The organism is Polyangium mundeleinium, assembly GCF_028369105.1.
Lineage (GTDB): Bacteria > Myxococcota_A > Polyangia > Polyangiales > Polyangiaceae > Polyangium > Polyangium mundeleinium.
Genome location: NZ_JAQNDO010000001.1, coordinates 926,176 through 945,438 on the forward strand (window position 1 = coordinate 926,176; position 19,263 = coordinate 945,438).

A 19,263-nucleotide genomic window follows, 5' to 3' on the forward strand; every position below is an offset into this window, starting at 1 on the left:
TGGAGGGTCGTTCGATGAACCAGCGCAGCGCTCGTGTGATCGATCTCGACGAGGTGCGAAGGAGGCGCGCAGACGAGCAGCGCCAGAAGGCGCAGTCGGAGTCGGTCGTGCTCGTCTGGGTGCCCGTCTGGTTCTGGGTGCCCGTCTGGCCCGCGATGTGACCGGGAAGTGACCCGCCGGGCGGGTTACTTCGTCGTGCTGGGCATACACATCATCATCGGCATTCCGCCGCACATCATCATCATGGGCATGCCGACGGACATCATGCGAGCCATGGCCTCGCAGCGCTCCTTCATCATGTCCATCGAGATGCCCTCGCCTGGGGTCAATTTGCAGGTGATTCCGTCCTTCGTCATTTCATAGGTCATACGACACATCACGGGCATCATGCCCATGCCCATGCCCATGCCCATGCCCATCATGCCGGGCATCATGCCCATCATGGGCATCATGTTCATCATGCCGGGCATCATGCCCATGCCCATCATGCCGGGCATCATGCCCATCATGCCGGGCATCATGCCGGGCATCCCGGGCATCATGTTCATCATGGGCATCCCCTGCATGGGCATCCCCTGCATGGGCATCGACGAGGGCATCATCTGCATCGGCATGTTCATGGCGGGCATTGCATTCGTCATGGCGTGGTCTCCTTTTCCGTCGTTCTCAGGCTCATACCCGGCCTGCGCGTGGACCGCAATGCGGGAATTCCCGCTTTTTTGCGGTGCGCCCGGAACGGACTGAAAAATATCTTTTCGCTCCGTCCCGGTTGCGCGTAGGATTCCGGCCCATGCTTCGATACTCTCCACGCCAGATTCTCGCCTCTTCCCTGTTTCTGCTCGTCGCCGGGAGCGCCGGTCCCGCCCGCGCCGCGGATACGTCGACCCTCGGGAGCCTCACGCTCCGGCCCACGATTCACGCTGTGGGCGTCACGGCCGCGGTCACGGGGGACGACGATGGGGATGCCACCGTCAAGCTCGCGTTCCGCAAGGTCGGGGATGCGAGCTTCACCCCCGGTCATCCGCTCCTCCGCACGTCCGGCGGGCGCCGAGGGAGCGCGCTGTTCCTGGAGCCCGCGACCGAATACGAGGTGCGCGTCACGCTCGACGATCCCGACAACGGCGGGCCTCTGGAGGCGACCGGGACGATCCGCACGCGCGAGGACGCGCCTCCGCCGCAGGGAAGCAAGCAGCTTTACGTCGATGCAAAAAACGGCTCGGATGGAAACGACGGCTCGAAAGCCTCGCCCTTCAAGAGCATCGGCGCCGCCGCGGCGGCCGCCGGGCCGGGGACGGTCGTGCACGTCGCAGCCGGCGTTTATCGCGAGACCGTGACGGTCCAGGGCAATCACGGCGGCGCCGCGGGAAACCCCGTCTGGTTCGTCGCCGAGCCTGGCGCGATCATCGACGGCTCCGATCCTGCGCTCGAGGATGGCTCGGTGTTTCAATCGGAAGGCAATGGGATCTACTCGGCGCCGTTCTCCGGCGCGTCCCAGTATGTGGCCGTGGATGATACGCGCATCTACGATTACAGCTCCCTCGCGGACCTACAATCCGCCGCCGCGGGCCTCGCCGGCGGCTTTTACGTGGACGCCGCCGCAGGGCGGATTTACTTGAAGCTGCCCGACGGCGGATCCCCTACCGGGCATGTGATTCACGTGGCCATCCGGAACGTCGGCATTCTGCTCGACACCGTCACCGACGTCGTCGTCGAGGGCTTCGAGATCCGTCATCTCGGCGCCGACGCCGAGGGCGCGGGCATCGACGTGCGCGACACGGCGCGCGCGTGGGTCCGGAAAAACAACATCCACCACATGAACGCCGGCGTCCGGGTGCGCAGGCCCCTCGCGGCGGAGAACGTCATCGAGGACAACGTCGTCCGTGACACGAGCATCTGGTCGTGGCCCTGGAGCTCCGTCAAAAACCATACCCCCGAGGCGAGCGCCATCAGCATCACCGGCGGCGGCGCGAACGTCGTCCGGAGAAATCAGCTCACCGGCACGTTCAATGGGGTGTACATCGGCAGCTTCGACGATTCCTCGGAGTCGGTCGCCCCGGATACGGACGTGTACGAGAACGTGCTCGTCGAGCACGGCGATGACGGGCTCGAACCCGAGGGCGCCTGCGTGAACGTGCGTTTCTGGAACAACCACATGCGCGGGGTGCTGAACGGCGTGTCGCTCGCGCCGATCGAGGTCGGTCCGCTCTTCGTGGTGCGCAACGTCATCGACGGCTTCAAGGAGCACGCGCTCAAGGTGAACAACGGCTCGCAAGGATTCATGCTCGTGTATCACACGACGAGCCGACCGGCCGCGGGTGTGGCAGAGGCGCAGGCGATCGCCCCCACGATTCCTTTTGCAAACCTGATCACGCGAAACAACATCTGGACCTCGCACCGCTACGTCATCGAGAGCAGCATCACGCCGAGCGGGCCCGTGGACCTCGACTGGGACGATCTGTTCACGGACATCCTCGACGGGACGCCGCGGTTCGTGAAATGGCTCGACGTGAAGTACACGAGCATCGCGGAGCTCGCGGCCTCGGGGACGATCGAGAGCCACGGCTTTCAGATCGAGCCGAAATACGAGGACGCGGAGGGTGGCGATTTCACGCCGGTGGAGGGGAGCGGGCTCGTCGACGTCGGCGTCGTGATCGAGGGCATCAACGATCGATTCGTGGTCGGCGCGGCGCCCGATCTCGGCGCGTTCGAGCGAGGAGGCGTGGGGCCGCTGCCGGACGGCGGATTGCCCGACGGCGGATCCGGGGCTTCGTCGAGCGGCGTGGGCGGGGGCGGTGGGGATGGCCAGGGCGCCGGCGGCAATGGCGGAGGCGGTTCCGCCGAGGATGACGGCGGTTGTGGGTGCCGGCTCGGGGACGGCGCTGCGCCGGGGCTCGGGCTTTATGCCTTCGGCGCGCTCGCGTGGGGGCTTTCGCGTCGGCGGCGCAGAGGCTGACGCGAAAGACTAACGAGCCACGACCACGACGACGGTGGCGTCGTCGCCGTCCGGTCCGTTGACGGCCTGGAGCAAGGCCTCGGCCACGCTGTCGGGGGAGGGGGTTTTTGGGGCGACGATGTCCCGGATTCGCTCCTCGTCGAGGAAGGACCAGAGGCCATCGGTGCATACCACGAAGCAATCCCCGGGCTCGACCTCGACGGTCCGGGTGTCGATTTGCTCGGGCCCCTGGAGGTATCCGAGCATTCGGGTGGAAACGCCGCCGTGGATCTCAAGCAACTCCGTCGGACCGCCCTGCGCCTCCACCTGGCTGCGCAGGGTGTGGTCGCGGAGGAGCCTCTCGATCGTATGACCTCGAAGAAGGTAAGCCCGGCAAACGCCGACCTGCGCGACGCTCACGCGATCTCCACGCCATGTATACAGCGCCGTACACGAGGCCGCGTGGTGCGAAAAGACGCGATGGGGCCAGCGGCGGCGATCCCGCAGCGCATCCGAGGCGTCGAGAGATGCATCCAGCCGGGCGCCGCCGCGCGTTTGCTGCATGGCTTTGGATAGCTCCGCCTGCCGGTCCTCCATGGACCGCATCTTCGAATGCGCCGCCCACAAAGCCGCCCGGAGCCGGGCCTCGCCGTCCTCGCCGGTTTCGCCGTCGAGCGCCTCGGCGAGGGCCGCGAGGCCGGGGTCCACGCCGAACGGCGCGTAATAACCGCCGTAGGTCGGGCCCGAGGCGTCCGCGACGAGGAACAGGCCCCGGCGCTCGTCGATTCGCCATCGATCGTCGTTCTCGCCGTGCGCGCTCGCAAACGAGCGCGTGCTCATCCGTGTGCGCGCAGCGGCGTGGAACGCGAGCGAGGGCGACATCCCTCAGAAGCTCATTTTCATTCCCACGGACCGCGGCCCCACAAAAAACTCGGGACGCGCGGCGAGGTCTTCCCGCACGAGGACCTTTTGCTTGGCGACGATCCCCGCGATCAACATGGCCGCGCCGCCGGCCTGGATGAGGCCGTCGAGCACGAGCAGGGGCCTCGCGATTTCGTCGCTCCCGCTGAAATTGCCCGCTCCGGCGACGATGAAGGGGCCGACGACGGGCACGAACAGCGCCGGCCAGGGGGCCCGATTCGACTCGGCCGCCGACGCGCCGATCGCCGTGAAGAGATAAAACGTCCCGAAGACCACGCTGCCCGCGATGACGAGGCCCTTCCGCATGCGCTCTTCGAGCACGTATCCCGGGGGAACGACGCCTCCCTTGTACGGCATGACGGGCTTCATCTCCGTCGTGTCGACGGGGGGAGGCCCATACCCGGGAGGAGGCGGATACGGATACCCCGGTTGCCCGTACGGATAAGGATAGGGGTACGGGTATGGGTACGGGCCCGGCTGCACGCCCGGCGGCGGCGTCCCGGGCGGGAGCGGCGCCGCCGCACCGGGGGGCGGGGGGGCCGGCGGCGCCGGCGCTGCCATGGCCGGGGGAGGCGGCGCAGCGGGCGCCTTTTGCGACTGCGCCGCCGACGTGGCCGGCGCGGCGAGCAATCCGACGCCGAGCGACACGGCGCCGAGGTGCCTCGTGTATCTGTATTGGGGCCTCGTGAAATGCGAGCTCAATGTCGTTCCCTCCCGCCCGGGGCGCGTGATCCGCGCACCGTGCAGGCATCGTATCCCGGGCTTGTCACGGGCTGCAAGCCGAATACGTCTACGCATCCCGGCGGACGCGCCGCGTCACGGTGCTGCGCCGGGCCCGAGCTCCTGGCGAATGCGGAGCGATTCGGCCTCGATCTGCTCCGTCTCGACGCCGATCTCTGTCAGGAGCATTTCCGCCAGCCGGACGGCGACCTCGGCCTCTTCGTAACAAACCGCCGTCGCGCGGTGCGTCTCCAGCGCTTGACGCTCGCTGATGTAATGGGCCCGCACAAAGATCGGCAGGTCGGGCTGGAGGCTGCGCGCCACGTTGACCACCGCAGCCCGCGTTTCCGGGTTCGGCGTGGTCACGACGAGGTAGTCGGCGGTACCAATGCCCGCCGCATGAAGGACCTCGGACCTGCGTGCGTCGCCGTACACGGCGATTCGGCCGATGTTCGTCAGTTCGGTGACGGTGTCGATGCTCAATTCCACGATGACCGAGCAGACGTTGAATCGATCCAGGATGTCCACGGCCGTACGGCCGACGGGGCCATACCCCACGACGATCGCGCGGACGTCGCATGCGCGGGTCGGCTCTTTCTGGACCTGCTCCCGGAGCGCTTCCCCGCGCGCTTCTGCGCGGCGGTTGAGCCCTCGCCAGAGCGTCGGGCGGCCGCGCAGCCATTCTTCGAGGGGATCGATGAACCGGAAGAGCAATGGATTCAGGCCAATCGAGGCGATCGCGCACGCCACGAGCACGCTGCGCCCCTCCGTGGGGAAGAGGTCGACCTTGTTCGCCGCGTCCGCGAGGATGAACGAAAATTCGCCGATCTGCGCGAGCCCGATCGCCACCGTGAGCGCCGTCCGGACCGAATACCCGAGCACCACGACGACGACGAGCGCGGCGAGGGGTTTGGCGAGGAGGATGATTCCGAGCACCGAAAGGACGAGCCCGGGCTGCGCGATGAGCGTGCGAGGGTCGAACTGCATGCCGACGGTGACGAAGAAGAGCACCGCGAAGGCGTCCCGCATCGGGAGCGCATCCGCGGCGGCCTGGTGGCTGACCTTCGATTGTCCGACGACCATGCCCGCGAGGAACGCGCCGAGCGCCATCGACGCCCCGAAAATGACGGCGGAGCCCGTGGCGACGGCGAGCGCGACCGCGAGGACGGCGAGCGTGAAGAGCTCGCGGCTGCGTGATTGCGCGACACGCGTGAGAAACCAGGGGACGGCGCGCGCGCCGAAGACGAGGACGATCGCGATGAGCGCGGTGAGCTTGAGCAATCCAATGCCGATAATCCCGACCGCCTGCGCAGGGGAGGCCTGCGTGCCTCGCAAAGCCGCGAGGACCGGGACCATCAGGAGAATGACGACCGTGAAGATGTCCTCGACGATCAGCCATCCGACGGCGACGTGCCCGTGCGGCGTTTCGAGCGCGTCGTGATCGGTGAGCATCCGGATCAGCACGACCGTGCTCGCGACGGCCACGGACATCCCGAGCACGACGCCGGCCGAGGTGGACCACCCGAACGCGACCGCGACCACGGCTCCGAGCGCGGTGGCGAAGAGGCTCTGCACGACCGCGCCCGGCACGGCGATGCGCCGGACCTTGAGGAGGTCGCCGAGCTGGAAATGCAACCCCACGCCGAACATGAGCAGGACGATGCCCACCTCGGCGAGCTGCCCGGCGAGCTCGAGGTTCGCCACGAACCCAGGGGTCCGCGGGCCGACGACGATGCCGGCGAGGAGGTAGCCGAGGATGGGCGATGCGCCGAGGCGGCGCGTCACCATGCCGAGCAGGAGCGCCGCGACGAGCCCGCCCGTCAGCGTGAGGATGAGGTCGTAGGCATGCATTCGTCCAGAGGACGAAGAGCAGGAGGCGGACCCGCGGAGAGGAACCCGACGAGCGAGCATCTTGGGGGCGTTTTCGCCCGCTCGCTCGGCGCGTGGTTCACGCGATGGAGCGCACCACGCCGCCGTCCACGAGGAGGGCCGCGCCTGTGGTGGCCGACGCGCGCGCGCTGCACACGTAGGCGATCATGGAAGCGACCTCGTCCGGCGTGGCGAAGCGCTGGATGATCGAGGTCGGCCGCGCGGTCGCGAAGAATTCGCGCTCGACCGTGGCGGCGTCCACGCCGCGCGCCGCCGCGAGCTGGGAGACGAACGCCCCCACGCCCTCGGACGACGTCGGACCCGGCAGGACGCTGTTCACGGTGACGCCGGTCCCGCGCAGCGTCTCGGCGAGGCCCTTCGCGACCGAGAGCTGCGCGGTCTTCGTCATGCCGTAATGGATCATCTCGGTCGGGATCTGGAGCGCCGATTCGCTCGACACGAAGACGATGCGGCCCCAGTTCCGGGCCCGCATGCCGGCCACGTAATGGCGCGAGAGGCGGATGCCGCTGAGCACGTTCGTCTCGAAGAACCGGAGCCAGTCCTCGTCCGGGATCTCTTCGAAGGGTTTGGGCTCGAAGATGCCCATGTTGTTGACGAGCACGTCGACGTCGGGGAGCTTCGAGACCAGCGCTTGGCATCCGGCCGCGGTCGAGAGATCCGCCGCGATGCCGTCGATCGTCGCGCCGGGCAGCGCGCGCCGGAGCGCGTCCACGGCGCCCTGCACGCGGGACTCGGTCCGTCCGTTCACCGTGACAAGCGCACCCTCGCTCGCCAGGGCGTGCGCGGCGGCGAGGCCAATTCCTGCGGTCGAACCCGTCACGAGCGCCCGCTTCCCCGTCAATCCGAGATCCATGTCTTCCTCCTTGTTCGGGCGGATGCTAGCGCGCGCGGCGGCCACGCGCAGCGAGCTCGACGGTTTTGCCGGTCCGTCCTCGGGCGCGAGCGAAAGGCCCTGCCTCGGGCGTCCGACCCCTCAAAAAAGAGCCCCGGAGAGCAGGGAGGGAGACTGCTCTCCGGGGCCGTGGTGCAGATTGTCGATTCGCCAGCGTCCGGGTTTTTCAGAGCGCCGGCGGAGGCGGCGGCGCAGGCGGCATGGGGGGCCTCGGCGCGCCATGCGGCACGGGCGGCATGGGCGGCACGTGCGGCATCGGGGACGGGTGCGGCATGGCATGGGGCGCGGCATGCGGCGGAGGCGGCGGAGGCGGCGCCGGCGGCACCGGCGGTACAGCGTGCTTGGCCTTCTTGCGGGCCTTGCGGGCCTTTCGCTGTGCCTTCGCGGCCTCTTCCTCGGCCTCGCGTGCCTCTTCGAGCGCATCCTCGCGCGCCTGGTCGGACGCCTCGCGGGCGCTCTCCATGGCCCGGCGGCGAATCTCCGGCATCTGCTCGCGGATCTCGCGGAGGCGCTCCTGCACCTCTTCGCGTGCGTCTTCGAGCTCCTTGCGCGCGTCTTCGAGCCCCTTGCGCGCGTCCTTGCGAGCCCGCTTGATCTCACGCTCGGCGTTCTTGCGCGCGTCCTCGTCGCGGACGTTCCTGCGCACGTCGGCGAGGGCTCGATCGAGGTCGGCGTCGATCTGCTCCTGCGAGGGGAGGGAGCGCTCGATCTGCTCGAAGTCGATATCGACGCGCGGCGCCGGCATGTGGATGCGGATGCGCGGTCCACGCGCGACGGCGACTTCGTTCTCCTCGTCCTGGTCGTCGTCGTCGTCGTCGTCGTTGTCCTGGTCGTCGTCGTCGTTGTCCTGGACCGCGACGTCGTTGTCCTGGTCGTCGTCGTCGTTGTCCTGGTCGCCGTCGTCGTTGTCCTGGTCGTCGTCGTCGTCGTCCTCATCGTCCTGCGCGATGGGCCCGTGACGACCGTGATGCTTGTGCGCGTGCTTCTCGCTGCGGTGTTTCGCCGCCTCGGCGTGGTGCTTGTCTTTTCGCTTGTGCTTCGGGCCCTCGCAGACGGGCTCTTCGTCCTCATCCGCATCCTCATCCGCATCCTCGTCCACGAGGGCGGCGGGCGTGGGCTTCGCGGGCGCGGCGTTCTTGGCGATGGGCGTCGCCGGGGGCAATCCCTTCGCTTCGGCCACGCCGCAGGCGCAAGGCGCGAGGAACGTGAACGCGGTCAGGACGAACGTGACGATCGGCGCGGCCCACAGCGGCTTGCGCGGCTCCGCGGTCATGCCTTCGCCCCGCACGAGGCGCTCGACGCGCTGCCGCAGCTCGCTCGTCCCCGCCGCCATCGTCGGCACGGGCAGGCCCGTCATCGGCCGATGAACCCAGCGCGCCACCTTCGTCAGGCACTCCGCGAGGTCGAGCGGACGCGCCGTGCGCCGCGCGGCCCAATCGTCGGCCAAGAGCTCCGCGCATGCCGCGAGGCGGTGCGCCGCGAGCCAGTTCAGGGGCTGGAAGAAGAACACGCGGCAAAACATGCTCGTCGCGAGCCGATACAGCGGATCCCGACGCGCCACGTGCCCGAGCTCGTGCGCGAGGACGCTCTCCTGGGCGTCCGGGCCGAGCTCCTTCGTCACGCGCTCGGGCAGACAGATTTCAGGACGACGAATACCGAGGGCCATGGGAACATTCACTTTCTCGGACGCGCTGAGCAAGGGCGCCCGCATGCAAACGGGTTCACGCGCTGCGAGCGTGGCGAGGACGTCGCCGAGCGGACCGCCTTCGAGCCTCCGCCGGCCTTCGAGGCGCTTGCGCAGGGCCATCCACGTGCGCGCGAGCGAGCCGAGCAAGAAGAGCGCGCCGAGCGCCCACCCGGCCACGAGGACCTTGGACCACGAAAGGAAGGACGCGCGCGAGGGCTTCGCGGCCGGCTTGGCCTTCGTTTTGGGCAGGAAGGCCCTCGGCTTCGTCGAGGTCACGACGACGTGGGTCGCGGGGCCCATGTCCGTCGTCACGACGATCTCGGTCGCGCGGGGCAATTCGCGGTCGATCACGCGGGCCGTGGGCGCGGGCTCCGCGAGCGAGAAGGTCCCGCCCACGGGGCGGAGCGACGCCGCCGTCTGCACGGTGGCCGTGACGAGCCCGCCCACGAGGGCGACGCGCCACGCGAGTTCCTGCCAATCGGGGCGATTCCGCGACAAACGGTCGAAGAGCCACGCGCCCCCGAGGAGGGCCGTGCTGTGTATCAGGTACGTGACCAACCATCCCACGAGGGTGTTCATCGCTTCCCTTCCTTCTTCTTGGCCGCGGCGATCATTCGTTCGAGCTCGGACAGCTCGTCGGCGCGTATCTCGTGGCGCGCAATCAGATGCGATACGAGCGCCACGGGATCTCCCCGGAAGAGACGCTCGGTCAGGTCGGAGACCATGCCTCGCGTGACCTGATCCTCGCTCACCGTGGGCCGATAAATGAATTTTCGGCCGTCTGCGCGGTGCGCCACGACGCCCTTCTCCTCCATCTTCTTCAGCATGGTGGCGATGGTCGTCGGCGCGAGGCCACGCTCCGAAAGCAAGGCCTGGTGCACGTCCGTGACCGTGGCCTCGCCGAGCTCCCATAACACTCGCATGATCGCGAGCTGCAAAGCGCCGAGGTGCGTGAGCTTCTGCCCCCCCTCGGCTTCGTCCTCGAATGCGTCCTTGCCCTTGTCCTTGTTCGACACGTGTTCCTCGTCAGCTACTACTCGAGTAATACTACCCAGGTAGTTGATGGAGGGCAAGGAAGATCGAAGGAACCTGGAACGTCGGGATCCTGCTCGGCCGGGCCACGGCGGCGGGCGTATGCCCTCGGCGGCAGGCGTGTTCGTCGATGCGCCGCGCGTGTCCTCGGCGCGTCCCCCGCGCGCGCCGCCCCGGTTCCGCTATCCTGCGGCCGCCCATGGCCCTGACCGCGACCATCTACCACTTGCAGGTGAACCTCTCCGACGTCGATCGCGGGGTTTACGAGACCTTCGATCTCCGCCTCGCGCGCCACCCGTCGGAGAGCATGCGTTATCTGCTCACGCGTACGATCGCCTACTGCCTCAGCTATGAGGAAGGCATTACGTTCAGCAAAGAGGGCCTCTGCTCCACGGAGGAGCCGCCGGTGGTCCTTCGTGATCCCACGGGGCTGCTCGTCGCATGGATCGATATCGGATCCCCCTCGGCCGAGCGGCTGCACAAGGCCTCCAAGGCGGCGCGCCGGGTCGCGCTCTTCACACACGCGCCGCTCGCGCTGCTGCAGCGCGAAGCGTCGTCGCGCGTCATTCACAAGGTCGATGCGATCGAGGTGTGGCGAATCGAACCGACATTCCTCGATGCCCTCGAAGCCAAGGTCGATCGGAATACGAAGTTGGACCTCCTGCGGGATGACGAGCAGCTCTACGCCACCGTGGGCGACAATGTCGTGACGGGGACGATCACACGTTGCTCGCTCGTCGAAAAATAACGAAACCGAATGTCGGCTCGAGCGTAGTCTCCACCTTGATGCGTCTCCGGCCATGGGGGGTGCCGGCGCACATCGAAAAAAGGAAGGGGATACGATGCAAAGAGCTTCGATGAGCAGGCCCGTGCGGCGTCGTCTGGGAGGCGTGTTCGCTGGTGTATGCGCACTGTTCCTGGGAAGCGCCGTGACCGGGGCCGGTTGCAGCGACGAACCGACGAATCCATCCACGACGATGAGCTCGTCCTCGAGCTCGGGCACGGGCGGCGCGGGCGGCGGCACCGGCGGCGGGAATACCGGCGGCGGCGGCGCCGGTGGGCAAGGCGGAATGGGCGGCGGCGGAATGGGCGGGCAAGGCGGAATGGGCGGCGCCGAGCTTTGCACGACGCCCGCGCCCGGCGCGACGCGCGGCGCGGCGGTCGCGATTTCGGCGGACGACACGACCGTCGTCGCCGTGAACCGCGATGCGGGCAGCGTGACGGTGCTCTCGGTCGAATACAATCCCGTGGACAACCTGCCGGCGCTCACGAAAAAGGCCGAGATTGTCGTGGGGGGCGAGCCCTGGCAGGTCGCGATCGACGGCTGCGGCGACAAGGCCTACGTGGTGCTGCGCAAGGACCAGAAGGTCGTGGAGATCCGCGATCTCAAGGGCACGCCCGTCATGGGCAAGGAGATCGCCGTCGGCTCGGAGCCCACGGCCATCGCGATCACGCCGAACAACACGTCGCTCTACGTCGCCAACTGGGTCGACGGCACGCTTTCGCTCATCGACCTCGCGTCGCTCACGTTGTCGAAGACGATCGATCTGAACGGGCCGCTCGCCGGCACGGGCTTGCTCGGCCCCTCGGTCACCGCCGACAAGGCGCGGCCCGCGCTCGCGCACCCGCGCTCGCTCGCGATCACGAACGACGGCGACGCCGACGACGCCGACGAGAAGATCTACGCGACCGAGTTCTTCGCGCAGCGCACGGCGCCCGAGCAGATCAACGCGCAGGGCGTGTCGAACGTCGACACGAACTGGGCAGGCATCGTCTACAGCGTGAAGGCCGCGGACGGCGCGGTCGCCACGATCGCCCTGCCGTCGATCGACGACACGGGCTTCGTCGATCACAAGGGACAAGCCACGGGTTGTTTCCCGAACCAGCTCCAGTCGATCACGATCCAGAAGGATCTCGCCTACGTCACGTCGATCTGCGTCTCGCCGGCCGGCCCCGTCGGTCCGTTCCAGAAGAACGCCTGCACGACGAACGCGCAATGCACGAACGTGAACGTCGTCAGCACATGCAATACAACCGTCGGCTCCTGCACGTACAGTTGCTCGACCGACGCCGATTGCGGCGGCGACGCGCCCGCGGGGTCGTGCCAGGGCGCCGGACCGCTCGGCAACGGCGCGTGCCGGGCGATCCCGACGAACAACAAGACCGTGGTGCACCCGGTCGTGAACGTGCTCGACACGAAGACGGACGCGGCCGTCGCCGCGGCGCCGACGAACCTGAACCGCGCCTTCCGCGACGCGTACGTCGCGGCGAACGTGGCCGACGACGCCAGCCGTCGGTATCCGCTGGTCGCGAACGACATCGCGTTCGTCGGGGCGACGGGCGAGGCGTACGTGCCGGCGAACGGCGCGGACGCGGTGTTCCGCGTGAGCTTTAACGAGACGAGCGGCGCCGTCACCAGCGTCGGCGCCACGGACAAGAAGTTCATCGACCTCGCGCCCCAGGCGCTCGCGGAGAGCCTGAAGGGCGTGGGCCCGATCGGCGTCGCCGTGGCGAACACGCATCCGTTCGCGTTCGTGGCGAACGACATCAGTCGTAACGTGTCGTCCCTCGCGATCGATCCGGGCAAGCAGGTCGTCGCGGGCTCCGATCTCGGCACGGCGCGTGTCGTCCAGACCGCGCCCATGCCCGCCGACGCGGCAGGGATGTCGGTCCTGCGCGGCAAGCGGATCTTCAACACGGGGCTCGGGCGCTGGTCGCTCCGGGGCCAGGCGTGGGTCTCCTGCCAGTCGTGCCACATCGACGGCCTGAGCGACAACGTGACCTGGTACTTCGCCCGCGGCCCGCGGCAAGCGACGAGCCTCGATGGCAGCTACGCCTCGAAGGATCCCACCGACCAGCGCATCTTCGGCTGGACGGCGTTCCAGGAAGAGGCGCACGACTTCGAGAACAGCGCGCGCGGCACGCAGGGCGGCGTCGGCGCCCTCGTGACGACGGAGAGCAACCCGCCGGCCAACACGGATCGCATCAACCTCGCGGACACGGCGAAATACGCGCCCGCGGGCGCCGTGGGCCTGAACGGCTCGACGAAGGAGATCCACGACACGGACAGCGTGCGGAAGGACTGGGACGACTTCGAGGCGTACGCGCGCAGCCTCCGTTCGCCGCGCAAGCCCTCGAATCTCGACCCGGCGAAGGTCGCCGCGGGCTTGACGCTGTTCATGGAGGGCGGGAGCTGCCAGGGCTGCCACGGCGGTGCGAAGTGGACGCTCTCGAAGCGCTTCTACACGCCGTCGGCGGCGACGAACGAGGCGCTGCTCGCGAAGGCGTACGAGGGCGACGCGCTGCTCGCCGCCGGCTTCCCCGCGGCCTTGCTCCCGGCCACCGCGGGCAATCAGTTCATGCGCTCGCCGAGCCCGAAGAACGCCGGGCTCGACCAGATCCAGTGCGTGCTCCGCCCCGTGGGCACGTTCGGGATCTCGCCGGCCGCGGTGAACGTGATCGAGGTGCGCGCCGACATGATCGCGAAGGCCCAGGGCGACGAGGCCATCGGCAAGGGCTTCAACGTGCCGTCCCTGCTCGGCATGCAGGTCGGCGCGCCGTTCTTCCATGCAGGCAACGCGCGGACGCTGGAGGAGCTCTTCTCGAATACGTTCGTCGCCCACAACAAGGCGCTCGCCGCGCCGAGTTACCTCACCGGCCCGAACGACATCGAGAACCTCGTGGCCTTCGTGCTCTCGATCGACGAGGACACGACGCCGATCGATCTGCCGGCCATGCCCGGCGCCAAGGGCGGCGATTTCTGCGCCGCGCCCTGAGGGTCGGATTCCTCCCACGAGATAGGTAGAGGTAGCCGCCCGCCCCGCGTGAACGTCGGGGCGGGCGGTGGCCCTTGTTTCAGCGGTGCGGGCCGCCACGACGAGCGGGCGCGAGGTCGACGTGACGGCAGCGCCGGAGCGCGTACTCCATGCCGCTCTGGAGCGTGCCCATCGTGACGAACGATTTCAGATCGACGTCGAGCGCGATGAGCGTCTGCGCGATCCGCGGCGCGATGCCCGTGAGCACCGTCTCGGAGCCGAGCAGCCGGAGCGCGGCGGCCACGTTCACCAGCATGCCCGCGACGTGTGTGTCGACGTGCTTCATGCCCGTGACGTCGAGGATCACGACCCGGGCTCCGAGGCGCTGGGCGCCGTCGAGCGCCACGCTGAGCACCTGCTCGGCGCGCTCGGTATCCATCGTGCCGATGAGCGGCATCACGACGATGTCCTTCGTGATCGGCAAGAGCGGCGTCGAGAGCTCCGCCAGGCGCTGGCGTTGCCCCGCGACGACCTGCTCGTGCAGCGCCGCGCGCTCATGCTCGATCTCGCGGCGCTGGCCGAGCTCCATTTCGAGCGCCTGGTTCATGTCGAACAGGCTGTCGTTGACCCGGCGCAGCTCCTCCGTCCGGTGCGCGACCTCCATCTCCAGCCGCTCGTTCGCGCGCTTGACCTGCTCGTTCGCGGTGTGCGTGTTCTCGATGAGGCGCGCGATCTCGATCGCGATGGCCGCCTGCGAGGAGAGGAGCGTGAGCAGCTCGACACGCGCCGCGTCGAAGACGCCCGCCGTCATGCGGTTTTCGAGGTAGAGCGCGCCGCTCAGCCGGCCCTGGTGGAGGAGGGGCAGGCAGAGGATCGATTTCGGCGCGAACGCCTGGATGTACGGGTCGTCCGAGAACCGCGAGGCCTTGCGCGAGTTGTCGAGGACGACCGGTTCGAGGGTGCGCGTGACGTAGTGGATGACGCTCTTCGCGCACGCCTGCACGTCTTCGAGCGGCTGGCCGCGCCCCACGTCGAGCGTGCTGCCGGCCGGCCGGAACGTCGCTTCGGCGACGAGCTCTCCGTCCCGCGCGAGGATGAGCAAGCCGTGGTCGGCGCCCGCGTTCTCCAGCACGAGCTTCGCGAGCCGATCGACGACCTGGGGCAGGTCGATCTCGCTCGCGATTTCCTGGGCGGCCCGGACGACGAGCGCGGCGTCGCGGAGGCTGCCGAGGCTGGTTTGTCCGAGGAGGGTTCGGGTCGCGAGGGATGCGCTCGAACTGGCGGTCGTCGACGCCCCGCGCGTGCGCGAGACCTCGCGGAGCGAAGGCCAGATGTGGGTGGCCTCGTTCTCCAGCGCCACGACCTTCGGCACTGCGCCCCAGTGCGCGTAGGCACGGTAAGCGTTTTTCATGTAGCCGCCGCCCGCGGTCGGCGCGCCGATGCTCAGGTAGAACTTGGCGCACAGCTCGCCGGTCAGCGCCTCGAAATGCGGGGCCTTGTTCTCCTGGCAGAGCGTGATGGCCCGTTCGTAGAGGCGGATCGCGCCCTCCAGGTCCCCTTCCGTGCGCGCCGCCTCCGCGTTCACCATGGCCTCGAGGTGCGCGAAGCTCTTCGGGGACCAGGCGGCGAGCTGCGCGACCTCCGCGCGGCATTTGCGCAGGATCTCCGCCTGTCGTTCGGCCTCCTCGTGCGCCTCGGCGCGAGGCAGGCCGAGGAGCACGAGGGCGCGGAGGCAGGGATGGACCTTCGAGGCGAGGTTTCCGCCGGCAAACCCGATGCTCCGCTCGGCGGCCTCGGACCACGTCCAGGCATCCTCGTACTGGCCGTGGATCAGGTAGACGAGCGTCTTCAGGATCGCGTGGTGGATCTTCGCGTTGCCGAAATGCTCGTCATCGAGGCGTGAGACGAACTCATTTTCGTGGAACGTCTCGTCGTCGAGCGACGTGCGATCCCGCGTCTTGCCCGCGAGGCACGCGATGGTCTGCCTGACGACGGTCATGGTGGCCAGGTTCGCCGGCATGCGCGTGCGGCGGATGATGGCGAGGTGCTTCTCGGCCTCCTCGACGAGCTCTTCGATCGGATTGCCCGCGAACACGTTCCCCATCGTCTCGAGGAAACACGCGGTGCCGATCATGTAGTATTCGCCGGTCTCCAGGCCCTTCTGTCGCGCGATGGCCCAGTTCTCGTTGGCCTGGCGCATCGGGTGCTGCATGTGCACGCAGCTCCCCCAGGGGATGTGGAGCCGCGAGAGCTGCATCGCGCTCGGGCATTTCTGGTTGATGGCCTCCGCGAGCTTGCAGAACTCCATCCCCTCGTTCACGCGGCCGAACATCCCCGCGAGCACGTAACCGACGCACGCATACGGGAAGGGGCACAGCTCGGTGTGGCCATGCACGAGGCCCACGTTCACAGCCCGGAGGTTGATGACGGAGAACGCAATGGGGTTGATGTGGTGGGCGCTGTCCGAGATGGCGTCGAGGATCGAGAGGACCGATCGGATCACCGGATCCGAGGCCTCCGGCGCGTCGGCGAGGTCGAGAATGCCGCGCCCGCGCAGGTTCGTGGTGAGCTTCTCGAGCTCCGACATCATCACCGCGGGCGAACCGAGCTCCTCCATCGGCAAGGGATGCCCGAGGAACGCGAGCGTCTCGCTGCCGGTCCGCACCGCCTCGACGAAGCGGCCGTGCGAGACGTTGTTGTAGATGCGTTGCCTCTGGACCGTCGCCCGCTCGACGTCCGTCTTCACGCGGCGCAAGAGTTCGAGGAAGAGCGCCTCGGCCCCCGCAGCGTCGCCGCTCAGGTACGCATTCTGGCCGCCTTCGATGTAGAGCGAGAAGCAGAGGTCGTAACGCTCGTCCCAGTCGGCCACGTCGAGCAAGTCGATGCCCGCGCGCGTGTAAATGGCCCCCGCGTGATAGGCTGTCGCGGCTTTCGACCTTTGCCCGGCGCGCAGGTTGATCTCCGCGAGGTCGAGCCGCTCGGCCCGATCGGTGATGGCCGCGGCGCCGAGGTTCAAATGGTGGACGAGGTCGAGCAGCTCGTCGTCGCGCGGGCGCTCGCCCGACCGCTTCCGGAGCAGGCGGCCAATGGAGAGGTGGAGCTGCTTTCGTTGCTCCGGCTCGACGAGCGTGTAGGCGGCTGAGAGGACGCGGTCGTGGACGAACTGGTAGCGGACGTTGAAGAGCGACGCCGAGAGCTCCCGCGCGCCGCCCCCGAGCCCGGCTTCGAGATACCTGTAATCGCCGTCGAGCGACACGACGAGCCCCGCCCGGAGCGCCTCCCACAGCGCCGCGGAGACCTCGGTCGCCGGCTTTTCGGCGATCGTCGCGAGCGAGCCGAAATCGAAGGAATGGCCGATGCACGCCGCGCGCTTGAGCACGTGCTGCGTCTCCGGCGAGAGGCGGCGGAGGACGCCGACCATCAGGTCGACCACGTTGTCGGTCACGTTCGCGGCGCGGATGGCCGTGTCGTCCCATTGCCACGCGCCGCGCTCGGGGTCGAAGCGGAGCAGGCCCCGCTCGTACAATGCGACCATGAACTGGTGCGCGAAGAACGGGTTGCCCTGCGTCTTCTCGTAGACGAGGTCCGCGAGCGTCTGGACCTCCTCGGGCTTGCTCGTCAGCGTGTCGGCGACGAGGCTTCCGACCATGTCGCGATCGAGGGGCGCGAGGTGGATCCTCGCGGGCGAAAACCCCGAGCTCACGAGCTCGTCGAGCAGGGTCGAGAGCGGGTGGCCGGGGGAAACCTCGTTGTCGCGATACGCGCCGATGATGAGCAGATGCCGGCTGAACGCGTCCGTGAGGAGCAGGTGCAGGAGCCGCTGCGAGGCGGGATCCATCCACTGGAGGTCGTCGAGGAAGATCACCAGGGGGTGCGCCTCGCTCGCGAACACGTGCAGGAAGTTCTGGAGCGTGAGCTCGAAGCGGTTTTTCGCTTGATCGGGCGGCAGGTCGGAGACCTTGGGCTGCGCGCCGAGGACGAGCTCGAGCTCGGGGACGAGCTCGACGAGGAGCGCGCCATTGCCGCCGAGGGACGTGAGCAGGTCGTTTTTGTATGCCGCGAGCGTCTCCGGCGGCTCCGTCAGGATCTGCTGCACGAGCTCGCGGAGCGCCTGCACGACGGGCGCGAGCGGGACGTCGCGCGAGATCTGGTCGAACTTGCCGGCGGCGAAAAAACCGCCGCCGTGCCGCGCGATGATCTTGTGGATCTCGTGGACCAGCGCCGATTTGCCCACGCCGGAGTAGCCGGCGACGAGGCAAAGCTCCGGGCCGCGCGCGCGGGCGCGGCCGAACGCCTGGAGGAGCGCCTCGATGTCACGGTCGCGGCCGTAGAGCCGCTGCGCGCGGCGGAGCTCGGGCGCCTTGTCGTGTTGCCGGAGCGGGAAGGGCGTGATGGTCCCGGAGGCTTTCCATTGCCGCAGGCATTCGGAGAGGTCCGCCCGGACCCCGGCGTCGCTCTGGTATCGCTCCTCCGGCGTCTTTGCGAGCAGCGTCATCACGAGGTCGGAGAGCGGCGCGGGCACCGCGGGGACGAGCTCTTGCGGCGGCACGGGGGGGCGTGTGAGGTGGCTCTGGACGATCTCCGCGAGCTCGCGCTGCGGGAATGGCACTGAGCCCGTCAGCATCTCGTAGAGGATCACGCCGAGCGAGTAGAGGTCGGTCCGGGAATCGACGGCCCGGTTCATGCGCCCCGTCTGCTCGGGGGCCATGTAGAGCAGCGTCCCTTCGAGCGAGCGCGGCCCCGTGGGCGCGTGGAGCTCGCGGGAGATGCGCGCGGAAATGCCGAAATCGATGAGGTGCGCCGTCCAGGTCGACGCCTCGATCAAGACATTTCGTGGGGTCAGGTCCTTGTGAAGGATTCCCTTCCGGTGGACCGCGGCGAGCGCATTCGAGATCGAAAGGGCGATCGTCAGCGCGGTCTCGATATCGGGCCTTCGGCTCTCCAGGATCTCGCGCAGCGTGGGATGGCCGATGTCGGCCATGATCAGGACGACGCCACGGCCGTGTTCTTCGAGCGCGAGCGCCTCGGGCGCGCACTCCACGCCGAGCTCGCGCAGGATCGTGAACTCGCGCCGCAGGCGGCCGACCTCCCGGACGGTGGGATATTCGTTTTTCGTCTGCTTGAGGACGACCTGGGCGCCGTCGGCGATTCTCGTCCCACGGAACACCAGCGTCTCGGCCCCTTCGTAGATGGGCGTCAGCGCGGTGAAACCCTCGAAGGAGACCCCCTGGACGTCATCGGCTGCGCGATGGATGGGCTCGGCGGACATGACAGCTCCCTGGACATGTCCCCCCGCAAGAGCACGAAGCTATCCGGTGCGGCGGTCTGTAACAAGGCTTTGTGCTCCCGTCGCGTCGTTTTTCTGCCGTTGCGTCATCGTCAATCGGTCGACGCTGGATCTTGGGAGGTACGCCGCGCAGGTAGCGTGGTGTAG

General features: G+C 68.3%; 12 protein-coding genes. 4 read left to right on the forward strand and 8 right to left on the reverse strand.

The window, feature by feature from the left end:
* Positions 1-14: 14 nt before the first annotated feature.
* Positions 15-161, forward strand: a complete 147-nt coding sequence (locus tag POL67_RS03860) for a hypothetical protein (RefSeq protein ID WP_271915671.1) — start codon at positions 15-17, stop codon at positions 159-161.
* Between the two features lie 24 nt (positions 162-185).
* On the opposite strand, the gene POL67_RS03865 is transcribed toward POL67_RS03860, so the two are convergent.
* Entirely contained in the window at positions 186-641 is a 456-nt protein-coding gene (locus POL67_RS03865; protein WP_271915672.1) for a hypothetical protein, read from the reverse strand.
* Positions 642-790: 149 nt separating this feature from the next.
* Between POL67_RS03865 and POL67_RS03870 the strand changes: the two genes are divergently transcribed.
* A complete protein-coding gene (locus POL67_RS03870; RefSeq protein WP_271915673.1) occupies positions 791-2,953 on the forward strand; it encodes a right-handed parallel beta-helix repeat-containing protein in 2,163 nt (720 codons plus the stop codon).
* A 9-nt stretch (positions 2,954-2,962) separates the two neighbouring features.
* Here the strand turns inward: POL67_RS03870 and POL67_RS03875 are convergent, their stop codons facing one another.
* The 6 genes from POL67_RS03875 to POL67_RS03900 form a co-directional block, all read right to left on the reverse strand.
* The gene (locus POL67_RS03875) at positions 2,963-3,814 is read right to left on the reverse strand and encodes a PP2C family protein-serine/threonine phosphatase (RefSeq protein ID WP_271915674.1); all 852 of its coding nucleotides are present in this window, start codon (positions 3,812-3,814) and stop codon (positions 2,963-2,965) included.
* A gap of 3 nt (positions 3,815-3,817) precedes the next feature.
* Entirely contained in the window at positions 3,818-4,501 is a 684-nt protein-coding gene (locus POL67_RS03880) for a hypothetical protein (protein WP_271915675.1), read from the reverse strand.
* Positions 4,502-4,669: 168 nt separating this feature from the next.
* Positions 4,670-6,424, reverse strand: coding sequence for a cation:proton antiporter (locus POL67_RS03885; RefSeq protein ID WP_271915676.1), 1,755 nt, complete (start codon positions 6,422-6,424; stop codon positions 4,670-4,672).
* Between the two features lie 97 nt (positions 6,425-6,521).
* Positions 6,522-7,316 carry an SDR family NAD(P)-dependent oxidoreductase gene (locus tag POL67_RS03890; protein ID WP_271915677.1) on the reverse strand — a complete coding sequence of 265 codons (795 nt, stop codon included), beginning with the start codon at positions 7,314-7,316 and terminating at the stop codon, positions 6,522-6,524.
* Between the two features lie 205 nt (positions 7,317-7,521).
* Complete coding sequence (locus tag POL67_RS03895; RefSeq protein WP_271915678.1) at positions 7,522-9,621, reverse strand: M56 family metallopeptidase; 2,100 nt, start codon at positions 9,619-9,621, stop codon at positions 7,522-7,524.
* On the reverse strand, positions 9,618-10,058 hold the full coding sequence (locus POL67_RS03900) for a BlaI/MecI/CopY family transcriptional regulator (RefSeq protein ID WP_271915679.1): 441 nt from the start codon (positions 10,056-10,058) through the stop codon (positions 9,618-9,620). The genes POL67_RS03895 and POL67_RS03900 overlap by 4 nt, the downstream gene beginning before the upstream one ends.
* A gap of 215 nt (positions 10,059-10,273) precedes the next feature.
* Here POL67_RS03900 and POL67_RS03905 point away from each other — a divergent pair, with 215 nt between their 5' ends.
* Both POL67_RS03905 and POL67_RS03910 read left to right on the forward strand, forming a co-directional pair.
* Entirely contained in the window at positions 10,274-10,822 is a 549-nt protein-coding gene (locus POL67_RS03905) for a YaeQ family protein (RefSeq protein WP_271915680.1), read from the forward strand.
* Between the two features lie 229 nt (positions 10,823-11,051).
* Positions 11,052-13,850 carry a YncE family protein gene (locus POL67_RS03910; protein ID WP_271915681.1) on the forward strand — a complete coding sequence of 933 codons (2,799 nt, stop codon included), beginning with the start codon at positions 11,052-11,054 and terminating at the stop codon, positions 13,848-13,850.
* 79 nt (positions 13,851-13,929) lie between these two features.
* On the opposite strand, the gene POL67_RS03915 is transcribed toward POL67_RS03910, so the two are convergent.
* Entirely contained in the window at positions 13,930-19,098 is a 5,169-nt protein-coding gene (locus tag POL67_RS03915; protein ID WP_271915682.1) for an AAA family ATPase, read from the reverse strand.
* Between the last annotated feature and the right edge of the window lie 165 nt (positions 19,099-19,263).